Genomic DNA, 19,668 nt, shown 5'->3' with positions numbered 1-19,668 from the left:
AATTGCCCGAAGGCACCGAAATGGTCATGCCCGGCGACAACGTCTCCGTCACCGTGCAACTGATCAACCCGATCGCCATGGAAGAAGGCCTGCGCTTCGCCATCAGGGAAGGCGGCAGGACGGTGGGGGCAGGGGTGGTGGCGAAGGTGATTGAATGACCCCTCGTTATTCTTGAACAACAGGCCAGTAGCTCAATTGGCAGAGCGTCGGTCTCCAAAACCGAAGGTTGGGGGTTCGACACCCTCCTGGCCTGCCACCTGCCACCCGGCGATACTGAAGCTAACGGCGGCAACAAACCAATGGCAGCAATACCGCGCAGCGGATCAGTGAGGCAGTCAAAAACGTAATGGCAGACAAGATCAAGCTGGCTATCGCAGCGCTACTCGTCATCGCCGGCATCGCCGGTTTTTATTACCTGGACGGAAGTCCGACCATCATTCGCGTCCTGTCGGTACTCGGCGGCCTCGTGCTCGCCGCGGTTGTCGGCTGGACCAGCGCGCCTGGCAAGCAGTTTTTTGCGTTCGCCAAGGATTCTATCGAAGAGACGAAAAAGGTAGTCTGGCCGACCCGCAAGGAGACGTTCCAGACCACCGGCATCGTGTTTTTGTTCGTGCTCGTGATGGCGATTTTCCTCTGGATTGTCGATGCCTCGTTGTTGTGGGCGGTTGAAAGGCTGATGGGACGAGGGGGCGCATGATCCGCTGGTACGTAGTTCACGCTTATTCCGGCTACGAAAAGAGCGTGCAGCGCACGCTGCTCGACCGCATCCAGCGCGCCGGCATGCAGGATAAATTCGGCCAGATCCTGGTTCCGGTCGAAGAAGTCGTCGAGATGAAAAGCGGCCAGAAAAGCATTTCCGAACGCAAATTCTTCCCGGGCTACGTGCTGGTCGAAATGGAAATGACCGATGAAACCTGGCATCTGGTCAAAAGTACGCCGAAAGTCACGGGTTTCATCGGCGGCTCGGCCATGAAACCGACGCCGATCTCGGCCAAGGAAGTACAGAACATCCTGCACCAGATTCAGGAAGGCGTCGAAAAGCCGAAGCCGAAAGTATTGTTCGAAGTCGGCGAAGCGGTACGCGTCAAGGAAGGCCCGTTCACCGATTTCCACGGCAACGTCGAAGACGTCAATTATGACAAGAGCAAGATACGCGTGTCGGTTTCGATTTTTGGGCGATCGACGCCGGTCGAACTGGATTTTGGGCAAGTCGAGAAAGCGTAGAGCAGACACTTCGTGTCGCTCTACGTCGCCGTATTGAAGTCGACGGGCCCGTCGCTTAATACGGCGGAGGAGCGCAAGTAGGCTGAAGCCGAACGTGCGTTTGGACTCACACAGGAGAATAAAATGGCGAAGAAAATCGTTGGTTACATCAAGCTGCAAGTTCCGGCCGGCAAGGCCAATCCAAGCCCGCCGATCGGCCCGGCGCTTGGTCAACGCGGCCTCAACATCATGGAATTCTGCAAGTCGTTCAACGCGCAAACGCAGGGCATGGAAGCCGGGTTGCCGATCCCCGTGGTCATCACCGCGTTCGCCGACAAGACCTTCAGTTTCATCATGAAGACGCCGCCGGCGACTGTCCTGATCAAGAAGGCCGCCGGGATACAGAAGGGCAGCCCTCGTCCGCATACCGACAAGGTCGGCAAACTGACGCGCGCTCAGGCCGAGCAGATCGCCAAGGCCAAGCAACCCGATCTGACCGCCAGCGATATGGATGCGGCCGTCCGCACGATCGCCGGCAGTGCGCGCAGCATGGGCATAGAAGTCGAGGGGGTTTGACATGGCCAAAATATCGAAACGCTTTGCCGCGATCCAGAAGAAGATCGACCGCAACCAGACTTACGCGGTCGCCGACGCGCTAAAACTGGTCAAGGAAAACGCGACTGCCAAATTCGATGAATCGGTCGACGTGGCTATCAACCTAGGGATCGATGCGAAGAAGTCCGATCAGTTGGTGCGCGGGGCCGTGGTGCTGCCTAAGGGCACCGGAAAAACCGTGCGCGTCGCCGTATTCGCGCAAGGCGAAAACGCGCAAAAAGCCAAAGCTGCCGGCGCCGATATCGTCGGGCTTGAAGACCTCGCCGAGCAGATCAGGGCCGGCAACATCGATTTCGATGTCGCCATCGCCAGCCCTGACACCATGCGCGTGGTAGGCGGCCTTGGGCAAATTCTGGGACCACGCGGTTTGATGCCGAATCCCAAAGTTGGCACGGTGACTCCGGATGTTGCGACCGCCGTCAGGAATGCGAAGGCCGGGCAGGTGCAATATCGTACGGACAAAGCCGGGATCATCCAGTGCGCGATTGGCCGCGCATCTTTTTCGGTCGATGCACTGCGGGAAAATCTGCTGGCGCTGGTCGATGCCTTGAATAAAGCCAAGCCGGCGACTTCCAAGGGCATTTACCTGCGCAAGATCGCTTTGTCGAGCACGATGGGCGGCGGCGTCAGGGTCGATACGACGAGCCTGGCAGCGCAACAGCAGTCGCAACGTTAATCGATCGCCAGACACGCGTCTTGCGAAAAAGGTAACGCAGTATTTTGTAACAGGTTCCCGCTGCGCGGGGACGCAGCTTCGCAAACAAGCGAAGCAGGGCTTTGGGCCGATCCGGCGGCTTTGCCGGTCGGGGATATCAAAGACCGTAGGGACCGCAAGGTTTAATTGACGGCAGTGCTTCAGACCGATTCGCTGGTCAAGAAGTCTCCCGATGCCTACGCAGATAGCGCACCCGAAACCAGGATTTCTCCTGACTCAAGGTCGCTGTTGTTAGAAGGATGCGGGCGAAGGATGAAGGCGAAGAGCGCGATGCCGGGCTCGGAGTCGTCGATCCCCAACCCTCATTCTCATATGAAAGGAGATCGACCTTGGCTTTAAATCTGGAACAGAAAAAATCGGTCGTCGCTGAAATCAGTGCCGAAGTCAAAGGCGCGCAAGCAATCGTCGTTGCCGAATACCGTCATTTGCAAGTCGGCGAAATAACGAAGTTGCGAGCGAAAGCGCGCGGTTCGGGCGTGTATTTTCGCGTCTTAAAAAACACGCTCGCGCGCCGTGCCGTCGCCGATACGCCATTTGCCGGACTTGCCGACCACATGGTCGGACCGCTGGCTTATGGCATGTCGAGCGATCCGGTCGCGGTCGCCAGGGTGCTGCATGACTTCGCGAAGGGCAGCAACGAGAAATTCGTAATCAAGGCGGGCGCCATGGCGGGCTCGGTCATGAATGCGAAAGACGTCGCGAATCTGGCCACTTTGCCGGGCCGCGATCAGTTGCTCGCCATGCTGATGGGAACCATGAAAGCGCCGATCGGGAAATTCGTTCGAACCTTGAATGAAGTCCCCGGCAAATTCGTGCGCACCATGGCGGCACTACGCGACAGCAAGCAGACGGCCGAACAAGCAACCGAACAGGCTGCCGCCTAGCAAAGGATTCGACGCGGCGCCTTTCCTACTGCCTTTCACAGTAAATTCTCAGGAGAAAACCATGGCTCTGGCCAAAGCAGATATTTTGGATGCAATCGGCAATCTGACGGTGCTCGAACTTTCGGGCCTGATCAAGGATATGGAAGAAAAATTTGGCGTCTCGGCAGCGGCCGCTGTAGCCGCCGCCGCGCCAGCCGCAGCGGCAGCCCCGGCAGCCGAAGAAAAGACCGAATTCACGGTCGTCCTGAATACGGTCGGCGAAAGCAAGGTCAACGTGATCAAGGTTGTACGCGCCATCACCGGACTGGGTTTGAAAGAAGCCAAGGACCTGGTTGACGGGGCGCCCAAGCCGGTCAAGGAAGGTATACCGAAGGCCGATGCCGAAGCGATCCAGAAGCAATTGACCGACGCCGGCGCGACCGCTGAAGTCAAGTAATTGTCAGCAGGCGGCCAGGCGGCGGCTCGCGCGAGCTGCCTGGCCTGCAGGACGACAGAAGCGGACGCCTCGCCTTGTCGTCAAAAACCCCGACTCGAACAAAACGCGGGAAGGCAGCGCTTGCATGGAATTTTTCAGTCAAAAAGCGTACTAATGCCTTCACCTCGGTTTTTCCGCTGTTCTGCGCGCCGCAAGCCCCCACTTTCTGAAGCGATGGAGCGACTATGAGCTATTCTTTTACCGAGAAAAAACGCATCCGCAAGAGTTTCGCCAAGCGCGCAAGCGTCCTGCCGGTGCCGTTTCTTCTTGCCACCCAGCTCGAGTCTTACGCGGCCTTTTTGCAGGCCGCCGTTGCGCCTGACAAACGGGCCACGCAGGGTCTGCAGGCCGCTTTTCAGTCGATTTTTCCGATTTCCAGCCATTCCGGCAACGCGCGACTCGACTTTGTCAGCTATTTTCTCGGCATGCCGCCGTTCGACGTCAAGGAATGCCAGCAGCGCGGCCTGACTTATGCAAGCCCGCTGCGCGCCCAGGTGCGCCTGACCATCATGGATCGCGAGGCGAGCAAGCCGACGGTCAAGGAAGTCAAGGAGCAGGAGGTCTACATGGGCGAGATTCCGTTGATGACGAATACCGGTTCGTTCGTCATCAATGGCACCGAGCGCGTGATCGTTTCGCAATTGCATCGTTCGCCGGGCGTGTTTTTCGAGCACGACCGCGGCAAGACCCATTCCTCGGGCAAACTGCTGTTCTCGGCGCGCATCATTCCGTATCGGGGTTCGTGGCTCGATTTCGAATACGATCCGAAAGATTATCTGTACTTCCGCGTCGACCGCCGCCGCAAGATGCCGGTCACGATTCTGCTGAAAGCAATCGGCTACACGCCGGAGCAGATACTCAAGGAATTTTTCGCGTTCGATACGTTTCATCTCGGCAAGAAGACGACACAATTCGAACTCGTCCCCGAACGCATGCGTGGCGAAATCGCGCGCTTCGATATCAGCACCAAGACCGGCAAGCTGATCGTCGCCAAGGACAAGCGCGTTACCGTCAAGCACGTGCGCGACCTCGAGCAGGCGGGCATCAAGAAAATTGCCGTTCCGGACGATTTTCTGATCGGCCGCGTCCTGGCCCACAACGTGATCGACAAGGAATCGGGCGAAATCATCGCCGCTGCCAACGACGAGATCACCGAACCGGTACTGAGCAAATTGCAGGACGCCGAAGTCGGCCAGTTCAATACGCTCTACACGAATGATCTCGATCAGGGCGCCTACATCTCGCAAACGCTGCGCATCGACGAGACGACCGACCAGTTGGCCGCACAGGTCGCGATCTATCGCATGATGCGTCCCGGCGAACCGCCGACCGAAGATGCCGTGAAGGCGCTGTTCAAAGGTCTGTTCTATGCCGAGGAGCGTTACCACCTGTCGGCCGTCGGCCGCATGAAATTCAACCGCCGTGTCGGCCGCACCGAATTGACCGGGGCGGGAACCTTGTCGAACGAAGACATCACGGCGGTCATCAGGATTCTGGTCGAGCTGCGCAATGGCCGCGGCGAGATCGACGATATCGATCACCTCGGCAACCGGCGCGTGCGTTCGGTCGGCGAGCTTGCGGAAAACCAGTTCCGTTCCGGATTGGTGCGCGTCGAGCGGGCCGTCAAGGAACGCTTGTCCCAGGCCGAGTCGGAAAACCTGATGCCGCACGATCTCATCAACGCCAAACCGGTATCGGCCGCGATCCGCGAATTTTTCGGGTCGAGCCAGTTGAGTCAGTTCATGGATCAGACCAATCCGCTGTCCGAGATTACCCATAAGCGCCGGGTCTCGGCGCTCGGACCCGGCGGCTTGACGCGCGAGCGCGCCGGGTTTGAGGTGCGCGACGTGCATCCGACGCACTACGGCCGCGTCTGCCCAATCGAAACCCCGGAAGGTCCGAACATCGGTCTGATCAATTCGCTCGCTTTGTATGCGCGTACCAACGAATACGGCTTTATGGAAACGCCGTATCGCAGGGTCGGCAATGGCCAGGTCACCGACCATATCGATTACCTGTCCGCCATTGAGGAAGGCCAGTTCGTGATTGCGCAGGCCAATGCCGCGCTCGACAAGAAGGGCAAGTTCACCGACGAGATCGTTTCGTGCCGGCATCGCAACGAATTCGAGCTGGCGGCGCCCGAGCGCATCCAGTACATGGATGTTGCGCCATCGCAGATCGTGTCGGTCGCGGCTTCGTTGATCCCGTTCCTCGAGCACGACGATGCCAATCGCGCGCTGATGGGTTCGAACATGCAGCGCCAGGCGGTGCCTTGCCTGCGCGCCGAGAAACCTTTGGTCGGCACCGGCATCGAGCGCACCGTTGCGGTCGATTCGGGAACGGCGGTCCAGGCTGTGCGCGGTGGCACCGTCGACTATGTCGACGCAGCACGTATCGTCGTTCGCGTGCGTGATGAGGAAACGGTCACCGGCGAAGCGGGCGTCGATATCTACAATCTGATCAAGTACACGCGCTCGAATCAGAACACCAATATCAACCAGCGTCCGCTGGTCAGGGTTGGCGACGTCCTCGCCAGAGGCGATGTCGTGGCGGACGGCGCGTCGACGGATATGGGCGAACTCGCGCTGGGGCAGAATCTGCTGGTCGCTTTCATGCCTTGGAACGGCTACAACTTCGAGGATTCGATCCTGATCTCGGAGCGCATCGTCGCCGAAGACCGCTTCACATCGATCCACATCGAAGAGCTGCAAATCGTGGCGCGCGACACCAAGCTCGGCGCCGAAGAGATCACGCGCGACATTTCCAATCTGTCGGAAACGATGCTCGGCCGGCTCGACGAATCGGGCATCATTCATATCGGCGCCGAAGTCGAAGCCGGCGATGTGCTGGTCGGAAAAGTGACGCCAAAGGGTGAAACGCAACTGACGCCGGAAGAAAAACTGCTGCGCGCGATTTTTGGCGAAAAGGCTTCCGACGTAAAGGACACCAGCTTGCGCGTGCCTTCCGGCATGTCGGGAACCGTCATCGAAGTCCAGGTGTTTACGCGCGAAGGCATAGAGCGCGACAAGCGCGCCAGGCAGATCATCGAGGATGAACTGAAGCGCTACAAAAAAGATCTCGCCGACCAGATGCGCATCGTCGAAAACGATGCTTTCGGCCGCATCGAGCGGCTGTTGCTCGGCAAGACGGTTAATGGCGGCCCCAAACGCATAGCAAAAGGCAGCAAAATCACCAAGACCTATCTGGCGGAGGTCGAACGCCACCACTGGTTCGATATCCGCCTCGCCAATGATGAATCCAGCCGTCAGCTTGAGCAGTTGAAAGACGGTATTGCGCAGAAGCGCGTCGATTTCGATGCCGCGTTCGAAGAGAAGAAAAAGAAGCTCACGAGCGGTGATGAGCTGCCGCCGGGCGTGCAGAAAATGGTCAAGGTTTACGTCGCCGTCAAACGCCGCCTGCAGCCTGGCGACAAAATGGCCGGACGCCACGGCAATAAAGGCGTGATCTCGAAAATCGTGCCGGTCGAAGATATGCCGTACATGGAGGACGGCACGCCGATGGACATCGTGCTGAATCCGCTCGGTGTGCCGTCGCGGATGAACGTCGGCCAGATTCTGGAAACGCATCTCGGCTGGGCGTCGAAAGGTTTAGGCCGGAAAATCGGCGACATGCTGGCAGCGCAGACCAAGGTCGCGGAAGTCCGCAAGCTGCTGACCCAGATATACAACTCGAGCGGGACGATCGAAGATTTGGCGTCGTTGTCGGATGACGAAGTGCTGCATCTCGCCTTCAACCTCAAACAGGGTGTGCCCTTCGCGACGCCAGTGTTCGACGGCGCCACCGAAACCGAGATCAAGGACATGCTGACCTTGGCCGGCCTGCCGCGCTCGGGCCAGGTGCAATTGCACGATGGGCGTACCGGCGATGTGTTCGATCGCCCGGTCACGGTCGGCTACATGCATGTGCTGAAGCTGCATCATCTGGTCGACGACAAGATGCATGCGCGCTCGACCGGCCCGTACAGCCTGGTCACGCAGCAGCCGTTGGGCGGCAAGGCGCAATTCGGCGGCCAGCGTTTTGGTGAAATGGAAGTCTGGGCGCTGGAAGCGTACGGCGCAGCCTATACGCTGCAGGAGATGCTGACGGTTAAATCCGACGACGTTTCCGGGCGCACGAAAGTCTACGAGAACATCGTCAAGGGCGAGCACAAGATCGACGCCGGCATGCCGGAATCCTTCAACGTGCTGGTCAAGGAAATCCGCTCGCTCGCGATCGATATCGATCTGGATCGGTTTTAACCGCCTCACTCCTCACGCCTCACTGGAGGTCAAATGAAAGCATTGCTCGATTTATTCAAGCAGGTCACGCAGGAAGAAGAATTCGATGCGATCAAGATCGGCCTGGCGTCGCCCGAGAAAATCCGCTCGTGGTCGTACGGCGAAGTCAAAAAGCCGGAGACGATCAACTACCGCACGTTCAAACCCGAACGCGATGGCCTGTTTTGCGCGAAGATTTTCGGGCCGACCAAGGATTACGAGTGCCTGTGCGGCAAATACAAGCGGCTCAAGCATCGCGGCGTGATCTGCGAGAAATGCGGGGTCGAAGTGACCCTGTCGAAAGTACGCCGCGAACGCATGGCGCATATCGAGCTCGCCAGCCCGGCGGCGCACATCTGGTTTCTGAAGTCGCTGCCGTCGCGTCTGGGGATGGTGCTCGACATGACCTTGCGCGATATCGAGCGCGTGCTGTATTTCGAAGCGTACGTCGTGACCGACCCCGGCATGACGCCGCTGACGCGGTGTCAGCTCCTGAGCGAAGACGATTATCTGACCAAAGTCGAAGAGTTCGGCGATGATTTTTCCGCGAGCATGGGCGCTGAAGGCATACGCGATCTGCTGCGCAGTCTGAATCTGAACCGCGAACTCGACGATCTGCATAAAGAACTCGCAGCCACAGGCTCCGACACCAAGATCAAGAAAATCGCCAAACGCCTGAAGGTGCTTGAAGCTTTCCACAAGTCCGGCATCAAGCCCGACTGGATGATCATGGAAGTGCTGCCGGTGCTGCCGCCGGAATTGCGTCCGCTGGTGCCGCTCGATGGCGGCCGCTTTGCGACCTCCGACCTCAACGATCTGTATCGCCGCGTCATCAACCGCAACAACCGGCTGAAGCGGCTGCTGGAATTGAAGGCGCCCGAGATCATCGTGCGCAATGAAAAGCGCATGCTGCAGGAATCGGTCGATTCCCTGCTCGACAATGGGCGTCGCGGCAAAGCCATGACCGGCGCCAACAAGCGCGCGCTGAAATCACTCGCCGACATGATCAAGGGCAAGGGCGGGCGCTTCCGCCAGAACCTGCTCGGCAAACGCGTCGATTATTCCGGCCGCTCGGTGATCGTCGTCGGCCCGCAACTGAAGCTGCATCAATGCGGTCTGCCCAAGAAAATGGCGCTCGAGCTGTTCAAGCCGTTCATCTTCCACAAGCTTGAAGTGCTGGGGCTTGCGACCACGATCAAAGCCGCCAAACGACTGGTCGAGCAGGAAGTGCCGGAGGTCTGGGACATCCTCGAAGACGTCATCCGCGAGCATCCGGTCATGCTGAATCGCGCGCCGACCTTGCATCGGCTCGGCATCCAGGCGTTTGAGCCGGTGCTGATCGAAGGCAAGGCGATCCAGTTGCATCCGCTGGTTTGCGCGGCATTCAACGCCGACTTCGACGGCGACCAGATGGCTGTGCACGTGCCGCTGTCGCTGGAAGCGCAGATGGAATGCCGTACCTTGATGCTGTCGTCGAACAACGTGCTGTCGCCGTCGAACGGCGAGCCGATCATCGTGCCTTCGCAGGACATCGTGCTGGGTCTGTATTACGTGACGCGCTCAGCCATCAACGCGCGCGGCGAAGGCCTGCGTTTCGCCGATGTCGGTGAAGTATCGCGCGCCTATGAATCGCGCCAGGTCGATCTGCACGCCCGCGTTGCCGTCCGCATCAAGGAAGTCGAGAACGACAGCGACGGCGAACGCCGTGAAAAGGTCACGCGCTACGAGACGACCGTCGGCCGTGCGCTGCTGTCCGAGATCCTGCCGGTCGGCTTGCCGTTTGGCCTGATTAACAAGGCGCTCAAGAAAAAAGAGATTTCCAGGCTGATCAACGCCGCTTTCCGCCGTTGCGGACTGCGTGAAACGGTCATCTTCGCGGACAAGCTGATGTACGCCGGCTTTACGCTCGCAACGCGCGCGGGCATTTCGATTTGCGTCGATGACATGCTCGTGCCGCAGCAGAAGAACGATTTGATTTCCGCCGCCGAAAAGGAAGTTTCCGAGATCGAAAAACAATACACCTCCGGGCTCGTCACCCAGGGTGAGCGTTATAACAAGGTCGTCGATATCTGGGGCCGTGCCGGCGATGACGTCGCCAAGGCGATGATGGAGCAACTCGGTATCGAGCAGGTGATGAACTGGGATGCCAGGAAAAAGACCCTGGGTCCGCTCAAGGACGACAAAGGGCGGCTGGTCTCCCAAGAGTCGTTCAACTCGATCTACATGATGGCGGATTCGGGCGCGCGCGGCTCGGCGGCGCAAATCCGCCAGTTGGCCGGCATGCGCGGGCTGATGGCCAAGCCCGACGGCTCTATCATCGAAACGCCGATCACCGCCAACTTCCGGGAAGGGTTGAACGTGCTGCAGTACTTCATCTCGACGCACGGCGCGCGCAAAGGTCTGGCCGATACCGCGTTGAAAACGGCGAACTCCGGCTATCTGACGCGGCGTCTGGTCGACGTCACGCAGGATCTGGTGGTGACCAGAGACGATTGCGGGACGGCGAACGGCGCCGCCATGAAGGCGCTGGTCGAAGGCGGCGAGGTCGTCGAAGCGCTGCGCGAACGCATTCTGGGGCGCGTCGCAGCCAACGATATCGTGCAGCAGGAAACCGGCGAGACGATCTTCGAAGCAGGCACCCTGCTCGACGAAGATGCGGTCGATACCATAGAGGCGCTCGGCATCGACGAAATCAAGGTCAGGACGCCGCTGACGTGCGACACCCGTTTCGGCTTGTGCGCGAAATGCTACGGACGCGATCTCGGCCGCGGCCAGATGGTCGCGGTCGGCGAAGCGGTCGGCGTGATCGCCGCGCAATCGATCGGCGAGCCGGGAACACAGCTCACGATGCGCACCTTCCACATCGGTGGCGCGGCGTCGCGTACGGCGGTCGTCAGCCAGGTCGAGAGCAAGTCGAACGGTACCGCGCGCTTCACCCAGGTCATGCGCTACGTGAGTAACGCGCGCAAGGAGCAGGTCGTAATTTCGCGCAGCGGCGAAGTGGTCATTCAGGACGATGCCGGCCGCGAGCGCGAGCGGCATAAAGTGCCCTACGGCGCAACCCTGATGATCAAGGACGGCGACGCCGTCAAGGCCGGTCAATTGCTCGCGTCGTGGGATCCGCACACCCGTCCGATCATCACCGAATACGCGGGCACCGTGCATTTCGAGAACGTTGAGGAAAACGTCACGGTCGCCAAGCAGATCGATGAGGTAACCGGCCTGTCTACCCTGGTCGTGATCGACCCGAAGCGTCGCGGCGCGGCTCAGGCGAAGGGTTTGCGTCCGCAGGTCAAGCTGCTCGGACCGAAAGGCGAGGAGATCAAGATGGCCGGCTCCGACCTGTCGGTCAACATCACTTTCCAGGTGGGTTCGCTGATCACGGTCAAGGACAGTCAGCAAGTCTCGGTCGGCGAAGTGCTCGCGCGTATTCCGCAGGAGACCAGCAAAACGCGCGACATCACGGGTGGCTTGCCGCGCGTCGCCGAATTGTTCGAAGCGCGTTCGCCGAAAGATGCCGGCGTACTGGCCGAGGTGACGGGGACCGTCTCGTTCGGCAAGGACACCAAAGGAAAGCAGCGCCTTGTAATCACCGATCTCGATCACGTGCCGCACGAGTATCTGATTCCCAAGGAAAAGCACGTGATGGCGCACGATGGCCAGGTCGTCAACAAGGGCGAGGTCATTGTCGATGGGCCGCGCGATCCGCACGATATCCTGCGTTTGCTGGGCGTGGAAGCCCTGGCGCGCTACATCACCGACGAGGTGCAGGACGTTTATCGATTGCAAGGCGTCAAGATCAACGACAAGCACATAGAAGTGATCGTGCGTCAGATGTTGCGGCGCGTGCAGATCGCCGACGCCGGCGACACGCGCTTCATCCAGGGTGAACAGCTGGAAAGGGCTGAAGTACTTGTGGAGAACGAACGCGTCGCCGCCGAGGGCAAGCAGGAAGCGGTTTACGAATACCTGCTGCTGGGCATCACCAAGGCTTCGCTGTCTACCGATTCATTCATTTCGGCTGCCTCGTTCCAGGAAACCACTCGCGTGCTGACCGAAGCTGCGATCATGGGCAAACGCGACGATCTGCGCGGCCTGAAGGAAAACGTGATTGTCGGCCGATTGATTCCTGCCGGCACGGGTTTGGCCTATCACAACGCGCGCCGGAAACAGCAATTGGGTCTCGACATTGCGGAGGGCCGCGAGTTGAGCGAAGAAAGCGTGGACCAGGCCGAAACCAAGGAGCATGTTGCTTGACACCCCAGACCTTAGACCCTAGAATCGTCGGTCTTTTAGCCCGTACGGCCCGGTGGTCGGCTGTGCGTCAATAAGTCCGGTTGTGCATCGATAAGTCCGGCCGTGCATCAATAAATGCTTGATTCAATGTCGCGGGACGGCAGACATGCCGTCCCCGATTTTTTAATCTGAATAATTTGGTTGAATGATGCGCCCGCGCGCATCGCAAGAGTGTTCGATAACGCCATGCCGACGATAAATCAACTGGTTCGCAAGCCGCGGTCCGCAAAACGCGTGAAAAGCAAGGTGCCGGCGCTAGGCAACAGTCCGCAAAAACGTGGTGTCTGCACGCGCGTTTATACGACGACGCCGAAAAAGCCAAACTCGGCATTGCGAAAAGTTGCGCGGGTACGTCTGACCAATGGTTTTGAAGTATCGAGCTATATCGGCGGCGAAGGACACAATCTGCAGGAACACTCGGTGGTGCTGATTCGCGGCGGCCGCGTGAAGGATTTGCCGGGTGTTCGTTACCACACAGTGCGCGGCAGCCTCGATACCGCAGGCGTGAAAGACCGCAAGCAGGGGCGTTCGAAGTACGGCGCCAAGCGGCCAAAGGCTGCTTAGCGCGTGCGTAAACGCGTGGAAGCCGCGGCGCGCATGGAGGAATCCGCTGCGCGCTTTGCGGCCAAGGCCGAAACACTTCGCGGCTAGATCGAAACAGGTAGCAAGCTCGATTCTTAAAAGTTTGAACCATGCCCAGACGTAGAGAAGTACCGAAACGCGAGATATTGCCGGATCCCAAATACAGCAATCAGGACGTTGCGAAATTTGTTAACGTGCTGATGACGCGCGGCAAGAAATCGGTCGCCGAACGCATCATCTACGGCGCGCTCGCCCAGATCGGCAAGAAAACCGGAAAAAACCCGCTGGATGTTTTCACCCAGGCGCTGACCAATGTGCGCCCGGTCGTTGAAGTCAAGAGCCGGCGCGTGGGCGGCGCCAATTATCAGGTTCCGGTCGAAGTCCGTTCGCTGCGGCGCACGGCATTAGCCATGCGCTGGCTGCGCGAGGCAGCCCGCAAGCGTTCGGAAAAATCGATGGGCGCGCGACTGGCCGGCGAACTGGCCGAAGCAGCGGAAGGCCGCGGCGGTGCAATGAAAAAGCGCGAGGAAGTGCACCGCATGGCCGAGGCCAACAAAGCTTTCTCCCACTATCGTTTCTGAATCGTTTCTGAGCAAAAGCGCGCTCCATTGAAGACAATTGTTGGAACTGAGGATTTAAAGGCAAGGCTGTGGCAAGAAAAACTCCTATTGAACGGTATCGCAATATCGGCATCATGGCGCACATCGACGCCGGCAAGACTACGACCACCGAACGCGTGCTGTTCTACACGGGTGTTTCCCACAAGATAGGCGAGGTCCATGATGGCGCCGCCATCATGGACTGGATGGAGCAGGAACAGGAACGCGGTATCACCATCACCTCCGCAGCGACGACCTGCTTCTGGAAAGGGATGGACAATCATCATCCCGAACATCGCATCAACATCATCGATACGCCTGGGCACGTCGATTTTACTATTGAAGTCGAGCGCTCGCTTCGCGTTCTGGATGGGGCTTGCACGGTGTTCTGCGCCGTCGGCGGCGTGCAGCCGCAAACTGAAACAGTCTGGCGCCAGGCCAATAAGTACAAGGTTCCGCGCCTCGCCTTCGTCAACAAAATGGATCGCTCGGGCGCCAACTTCATGCGCGTTTTCGAGCAGATCAAAAGCCGCTTGAAAGCGAATCCAGTTCCGATTCAATTGCCGATCGGTGCGGAGGACAAGTTCGAAGGCATCGTCGATCTGATCAAGATGAGGGCGATTTACTGGGACGAGTCGACGCAGGGCATGAAGTACGAGGAGCGCGCCATTCCGGCGGAATTGCAGGCGGAGGCTGAAAGCTGGCGTGAAAAAATGGTCGAGACTGCGGCTGAAGCGACCGAAGAATTGATGCACAAGTATCTTGAGGAAGGCGCGCTTTCCGAGGCCGAGATCAAACAGGGCCTGCGTTTGCGCACGACGCACAACGAGATCGTGCCTATGCTGTGCGGTTCGGCGTTCAAGAACAAGGGCGTGCAGGCCATGCTCGATGCGGTTATCGACTTTTTGCCTTCGCCAGTCGATATTCCGCCGGTCAAGGGCGAGCTCGAAAACGGTCAGGCCGCCGTACGCCGCGCCGCCGATGACGAAGCCTTTGCCGGCCTGGCATTCAAGATCGCGACCGATCCGTATGTCGGGCAGTTGATATTCTTCCGGGTTTATTCCGGCGTCGTGTCTTCCGGCGACACCATCTACAATCCGATCAAGGGAAAGAAAGAGCGCATCGGCCGTTTGTTGCAGATGCATGCAAACCAGCGCGATGAGATCAAGGAAGTCCGCGCCGGTGATATTGCGGCCGCGGTCGGTTTGAAGGAGGCGACCACCGGAGAAACGCTATGCGATCCGGATCGCATCATCACACTCGAGCGCATGGAATTTCCCGAGCCGGTGATTCACGTAGCGGTCGAGCCGAAGACCAAAGCCGATCAGGAGAAGATGGGGATTGCGCTGAATCGCCTGGCCCAGGAAGATCCGTCGTTTCGCGTCCGTACCGACGAAGAGTCGGGCCAGACCATTATTTCCGGCATGGGCGAATTGCACCTGGAAATTATCGTCGACCGCATGAAGCGCGAATTCAGCGTCGAGGCGAATGTCGGCGCGCCGCAGGTCGCCTACCGCGAAGCGATCAAGAAGCTGGTCGAAGTCGAAGGCAAATTCATCAAACAATCGGGTGGGCGCGGGCAATACGGTCACGTCTGGCTCAAGATGGAGCCGAACGGGGCCGGCAAAGGTTTCGAATTCGTCGATGCCATCAAGGGCGGCGTGGTTCCGCGCGAGTATATCCCCGCCGTGCAGAAGGGCTTGGTCGAAACCCTGCCGAATGGCGTGCTCGCGGGCTTTCCGGTGGTCGACGTAAAAGTGACCTTGTTCGATGGTTCATACCACGATGTCGACTCGAATGAAAACGCGTTCAAGATGGCGGCGTCGATCGCCTTCAAGGATGGTATGCGCAAAGCCACGCCGGTGCTGCTCGAGCCAATGATGGCTGTCGAGGTCGAAACGCCCGCCGATTTCATGGGCAACGTAGTCGGCGATCTGAGCTCGCGGCGCGGCATGATTCAGGGCATGGAAGATTTACCCGGTCTCAAGGTAATCCGCGCCGAAGTGCCGCTCGCCAAGATGTTCGGCTATTCGACGGCCCTGCGCTCGGCAACGCAAGGCCGCGCAACGTACACCATGGAATTCAAGCACTACACGGAAATGCCCAAGAACGAAGCAGAAGCAATCATCAACAAAAAATAAGCAGGAAGACGACCATGGCCAAAAGCAAATTCGAACGCACCAAACCGCACGTCAACGTCGGCACCATCGGCCACGTCGATCACGGCAAGACCACACTCACTGCCGCCATCACCAAGATCATGGCCAAGAAGTTCGGCGGCGATGTCAAATCCTACGACCAGATCGATTCCGCCCCCGAGGAAAGAGCGCGCGGCATCACCATCAACACCGCCCACGTCGAATACGAGACGACCAATCGCCACTACGCCCACGTCGATTGCCCGGGACATGCCGACTACGTCAAGAACATGATCACAGGTGCAGCGCAAATGGACGGCGCCATCCTCGTCGTCTCCGCCGCCGACGGCCCGATGCCGCAAACCCGCGAACACATCCTCCTGGCAAGGCAGGTCGGCGTGCCCTACATCATCGTCTACATGAACAAGGCCGACATGGTCGACGATGCCGAACTCCTGGAGCTGGTCGAAATGGAAGTGCGCGAACTCCTGAGTAAATACGACTTCCCCGGCGACGACACCCCGATCGTCATCGGCTCGGCATTGAAAGCCATGGAAGGCGATCAGTCCGAACTGGGCGAACCCTCGATCCAGAAGCTCGCCGACGCCCTCGACTCCTACATCCCGCAACCGGAACGCGCCATCGACGGCGCCTTTTTGATGCCGGTCGAAGACGTGTTCTCGATCTCCGGTCGCGGTACGGTCGTCACCGGCCGCGTCGAGCGCGGCGTCGTCAAAGTCGGTGAAGAACTGGAGATCGTCGGCATCAAGGCCACCCAGAAGACGGTCTGCACCGGGGTCGAGATGTTCCGAAAGCTCCTCGACCAGGGACAAGCCGGCGACAACGTCGGCGTTCTCTTGAGAGGAACCAAGAGAGAAGACGTCGAACGCGGCCAGGTCCTAAGTAAACCCGGCTCCATCACCCCGCACACCAAATTCACCGCCGAAATCTATGTGCTCGGCAAGGAAGAAGGCGGACGACACACGCCGTTCTTCAAAGGCTACCGCCCGCAGTTCTACTTCCGCACAACCGACGTCACCGGCGCCATCGAATTGCCCGAAGGCACCGAAATGGTCATGCCCGGCGACAACGTCTCCGTCACCGTGCAACTGATCAACCCGATCGCCATGGAAGAAGGCCTGCGCTTCGCCATCAGGGAAGGCGGCAGGACGGTCGGGGCAGGGGTGGTGGCGAAGGTTTTAGAATAGAACGGTCAACGACATAAATCGAAACCATGCCGCAAAGCCAGAAAATCCGTATCCGCTTGAAAGCGTTCGATTATCGACTGATCGATCAGTCGGCGCTCGAAATCGTCGAAACCGCAAAGCGTACTGGCGCGGTGGTGAAAGGCCCGGTTCCGTTGCCGACGCGCATCGAGCGATTCGATGTTTTGCGTTCGCCGCACGTCAACAAGACATCGCGCGATCAGTTCGAGATTCGCACGCACCTGCGGCTGATGGACATCATCGATCCGACCGACAAGACGGTCGATGCTTTGATGAAGCTCGATCTTCCTGCCGGCGTGGATGTTGAAATCAAGCTTTAGTGTTTGCAAACTTTCGGTCAATCGTAACCGGAATGCAATCAAGGAAAACAAATGAGTTTGGGATTGCTGGGCCGTAAAGTCGGCATGATGCGCCTGTACAACGACGATGGAGCGACAGTTCCCGTCACCGTGCTTGACGTGTCGAATAACCGCATCGTACAGGTCAAGACAGCCGAAATCGACGGCTACTCCGCGGTGCAAATCGCATTTGGCAAACGCCGCGCGAATCGCGTCACCAAACCGGCGGCCGGTCACTTCGCGAAAGCCGGGGTTGAAGCCGGCAGCGTGTTGAAAGAGTTTAGCGCCAGCGCCGCCAGCCTGGCGGAACTCAAGGTCGGCAACGAGCTGGACCTCGGCGTGTTCAAGGTCGGGCAGTTGGTGGATATTCGCGGTACTTCGAAAGGCAAGGGTTTTTCCGGCGCCATCAAGCGCCACCATTTCTCGTCCAACCGGGCAAGTCATGGCAACTCGCGCTCGCATAATTCGCCCGGTTCGATCGGTATGGCGCAGGATCCGGGCCGGGTTTTCCCTGGCAAGCGCATGGCCGGTCAGTTGGGCAATGTTGCGCGCACCTCACAAAACCTCGAAATCGTGCGCGTCGATAACGAACGGCGTTTGTTGCTCGTGAAAGGCGCGGTGCCAGGTTCAGCCGGAAGCGATGTCGTGATTCGTCCGGCGGTGAAGGACGCTGCGGCGAAGGGCGCCAAGGCGGCGACCAAGGTGGCCACCAAGGCGGGCAAGTGATGATGGAACTCAAATTGATCGATGCGCAAGGCAAGTCGGATACGAGCATCCAGGCGTCGGATGCGCTGTTCGGACGTGACTACAACGAAGCTCTCGTGCATCAGGTCGTCACTGCTTACATGGCCAATGCGCGCGGCGGTAATCGCGCCCAGAAAGGCCGTTCCGACGTTGCAAAAAGCACGCGCAAGCCGTGGCGGCAGAAGGGAACCGGGCGCGCCCGCGCGGGTATGGCGTCCAGCCCTTTGTGGCGCGGCGGCGGCCGGATTTTCCCGAACAGTCCCGACGAAAATTTCAGCCAGAAGCTGAACAAAAAAATGTATCGTGCGGGACTTTGCTCGATTTTCTCGCAATTGGCGCGCGAGGGCCGACTGTCGATAGTCGAAGCGCTGGCTGTCGATTCGCCGAAAACCAAGGGACTTGCGCAAAAACTGAAGGATATGGGGCTGGCCAGCACGCTCATCATCACCGACAAGCTGGACGACAATCTTTATCTTTCGGCACGAAATCTTCCGCATATTCGCATTATCGATGCCGGCAGCGCCGATCCCGTCAGCCTGGTGCGCGCCAGTCACGTGCTAATGACTCGCGGCGCGATGACCAAAATCGAGGAGTTGCTGGCATGAGCGCGGTTAAATACAACCCGCAACGACTGATGCAAGTCTTGCTCGCGCCGCAGGTGTCCGAGAAGAGCACATTCGTTGCCGACAAAAACGACCAGGTTGTTTTCCGTGTGACGCGGGACGCGACCAAGCCCGAAATCAAAGCTGCCGTCGAACTGATGTTCAAAGTCGACGTTGAGACGGTGCAGGTGCTGGTCGTCAAGGGCAAGCACAAGCGCTTCGGCAAATTCATGGGCCGGCGCAAAGACTGGAAAAAGGCTTACGTTTGCCTGAAGCCTGGACAGGAAATCAATTTCGCCGGAGCGGAGAATAAATAATGGCGCTCGTTAAAGTCAAACCGACTTCTCCAGGCCGGCGCGCGCTCGTCAAGGTCGTAAATCGGGATTTGCACAAGGGCGCGCCTTTCGCGCCGCTGGTCGAGAAGCAGTCGAAAAAAGCCGGACGCAATAATAACGGCCATATCACGACGCGTCACCAGGGCGGCGGCCACAAACAGCACTATCGCATCGTCGATTTTTGCCGCGATAAAGACGGTGTCGGCGCCAAGGTCGAGCGCCTCGAATACGATCCTAACCGCAGCGCCAATCTGGCGTTGTTGTGCTACGCAGACGGCGAGCGACGCTACGTGATCGCTGCCAAAGGCATGGTTGCCGGGATGCAAGTCGTCAATGGTTCCGATGCGCCGATCAAGGCAGGCAATTGCCTGCCTCTGCGCAACATACCCGTCGGCACGACCATCCATTGCGTCGAAATGCTGCCGGGTAAAGGCGCGCAGATTGCGCGCGCGGCCGGCGCTTCAGTTCAGTTGCTGGCTCGCGAGGGCAGCTATGCGCAGTTGCGCCTGCGCTCCGGCGAAATCCGCAAGGTGCATGTCGAATGCCGGGCAACCATAGGCGAGGTCGGCAACGAGGAAAATTCGCTGCGTTCGATCGGCAAGGCCGGCGCCCAGCGCTGGCGCGGCATACGGCCGACAG

At 58.9% G+C, this 19,668-nt stretch carries 18 protein-coding genes and 1 tRNA gene; all 19 read left to right on the top strand.

All coding sequences use genetic code 11. The annotated features are described in order from the left end of the window. Positions 1-158 (top strand): elongation factor Tu (locus H0V78_05930; protein ID MBA2351325.1); only part of this gene is annotated, 158 nt, incomplete at its 5' end. 22 nt (positions 159-180) lie between these two features. Further along, positions 181-256 (top strand) — tRNA-Trp (locus H0V78_05925). Between the two features lie 90 nt (positions 257-346). Next, entirely contained in the window at positions 347-697 is a 351-nt protein-coding gene (secE, locus tag H0V78_05920) for a preprotein translocase subunit SecE (protein MBA2351324.1), read from the top strand. Next, positions 694-1,224, top strand: coding sequence for a transcription termination/antitermination protein NusG (nusG, locus tag H0V78_05915; GenBank protein MBA2351323.1), 531 nt, complete (start codon positions 694-696; stop codon positions 1,222-1,224). Before secE ends, nusG begins: the two co-directional genes overlap by 4 nt. Before the next feature lie 123 nt (positions 1,225-1,347). Then, positions 1,348-1,779, top strand: coding sequence for a 50S ribosomal protein L11 (rplK, locus tag H0V78_05910; GenBank protein ID MBA2351322.1), 432 nt, complete (start codon positions 1,348-1,350; stop codon positions 1,777-1,779). A gap of 1 nt (position 1,780) precedes the next feature. Then, complete coding sequence (rplA, locus tag H0V78_05905) at positions 1,781-2,494, top strand: 50S ribosomal protein L1 (protein ID MBA2351321.1); 714 nt, start codon at positions 1,781-1,783, stop codon at positions 2,492-2,494. A 368-nt stretch (positions 2,495-2,862) separates the two neighbouring features. Continuing rightward, positions 2,863-3,417: a 50S ribosomal protein L10 gene (gene rplJ / locus H0V78_05900; protein MBA2351320.1), complete on the top strand. Its 555-nt coding sequence runs from the start codon at positions 2,863-2,865 to the stop codon at positions 3,415-3,417. Between the two features lie 61 nt (positions 3,418-3,478). Continuing rightward, entirely contained in the window at positions 3,479-3,853 is a 375-nt protein-coding gene (gene rplL, locus H0V78_05895) for a 50S ribosomal protein L7/L12 (GenBank protein ID MBA2351319.1), read from the top strand. 224 nt (positions 3,854-4,077) lie between these two features. Next, positions 4,078-8,151, top strand: a complete 4,074-nt coding sequence (gene rpoB, locus H0V78_05890) for a DNA-directed RNA polymerase subunit beta (GenBank protein MBA2351318.1) — start codon at positions 4,078-4,080, stop codon at positions 8,149-8,151. 33 nt (positions 8,152-8,184) lie between these two features. After that, complete coding sequence (gene rpoC / locus H0V78_05885) at positions 8,185-12,426, top strand: DNA-directed RNA polymerase subunit beta' (protein MBA2351317.1); 4,242 nt, start codon at positions 8,185-8,187, stop codon at positions 12,424-12,426. Positions 12,427-12,651: 225 nt separating this feature from the next. Then, positions 12,652-13,029: a 30S ribosomal protein S12 gene (rpsL, locus tag H0V78_05880; protein ID MBA2351316.1), complete on the top strand. Its 378-nt coding sequence runs from the start codon at positions 12,652-12,654 to the stop codon at positions 13,027-13,029. 128 nt (positions 13,030-13,157) lie between these two features. After that, entirely contained in the window at positions 13,158-13,628 is a 471-nt protein-coding gene (gene rpsG, locus H0V78_05875; GenBank protein MBA2351315.1) for a 30S ribosomal protein S7, read from the top strand. Between the two features lie 68 nt (positions 13,629-13,696). Then, entirely contained in the window at positions 13,697-15,787 is a 2,091-nt protein-coding gene (gene fusA / locus H0V78_05870) for an elongation factor G (protein ID MBA2351314.1), read from the top strand. A gap of 14 nt (positions 15,788-15,801) precedes the next feature. Beyond that, positions 15,802-16,992, top strand: coding sequence for an elongation factor Tu (gene tuf / locus H0V78_05865; GenBank protein MBA2351313.1), 1,191 nt, complete (start codon positions 15,802-15,804; stop codon positions 16,990-16,992). Positions 16,993-17,018: 26 nt separating this feature from the next. Next, a complete protein-coding gene (gene rpsJ / locus H0V78_05860) occupies positions 17,019-17,330 on the top strand; it encodes a 30S ribosomal protein S10 (protein ID MBA2351312.1) in 312 nt (103 codons plus the stop codon). Between the two features lie 51 nt (positions 17,331-17,381). Beyond that, positions 17,382-18,074, top strand: a complete 693-nt coding sequence (gene rplC / locus H0V78_05855; GenBank protein MBA2351311.1) for a 50S ribosomal protein L3 — start codon at positions 17,382-17,384, stop codon at positions 18,072-18,074. A 2-nt stretch (positions 18,075-18,076) separates the two neighbouring features. After that, positions 18,077-18,697: a 50S ribosomal protein L4 gene (gene rplD / locus H0V78_05850; protein MBA2351310.1), complete on the top strand. Its 621-nt coding sequence runs from the start codon at positions 18,077-18,079 to the stop codon at positions 18,695-18,697. Then, positions 18,694-19,011, top strand: coding sequence for a 50S ribosomal protein L23 (gene rplW, locus H0V78_05845; protein MBA2351309.1), 318 nt, complete (start codon positions 18,694-18,696; stop codon positions 19,009-19,011). Before rplD ends, rplW begins: the two co-directional genes overlap by 4 nt. Further along, positions 19,011-19,668, top strand: a 658-nt coding sequence (rplB, locus tag H0V78_05840) for a 50S ribosomal protein L2 (GenBank protein MBA2351308.1), incomplete at its 3' end; no start/stop codon positions are given. The genes rplW and rplB, both read left to right, overlap by 1 nt.

It is taken from the genome of Burkholderiales bacterium (assembly GCA_013695435.1).
In the GTDB taxonomy this organism is placed as follows: domain Bacteria; phylum Pseudomonadota; class Gammaproteobacteria; order Burkholderiales; family JACMKV01; genus JACMKV01.
The sequence above is the reverse complement of the archived record's forward strand: the minus strand, read 5'-3'. Positions and strand labels throughout refer to the sequence as shown.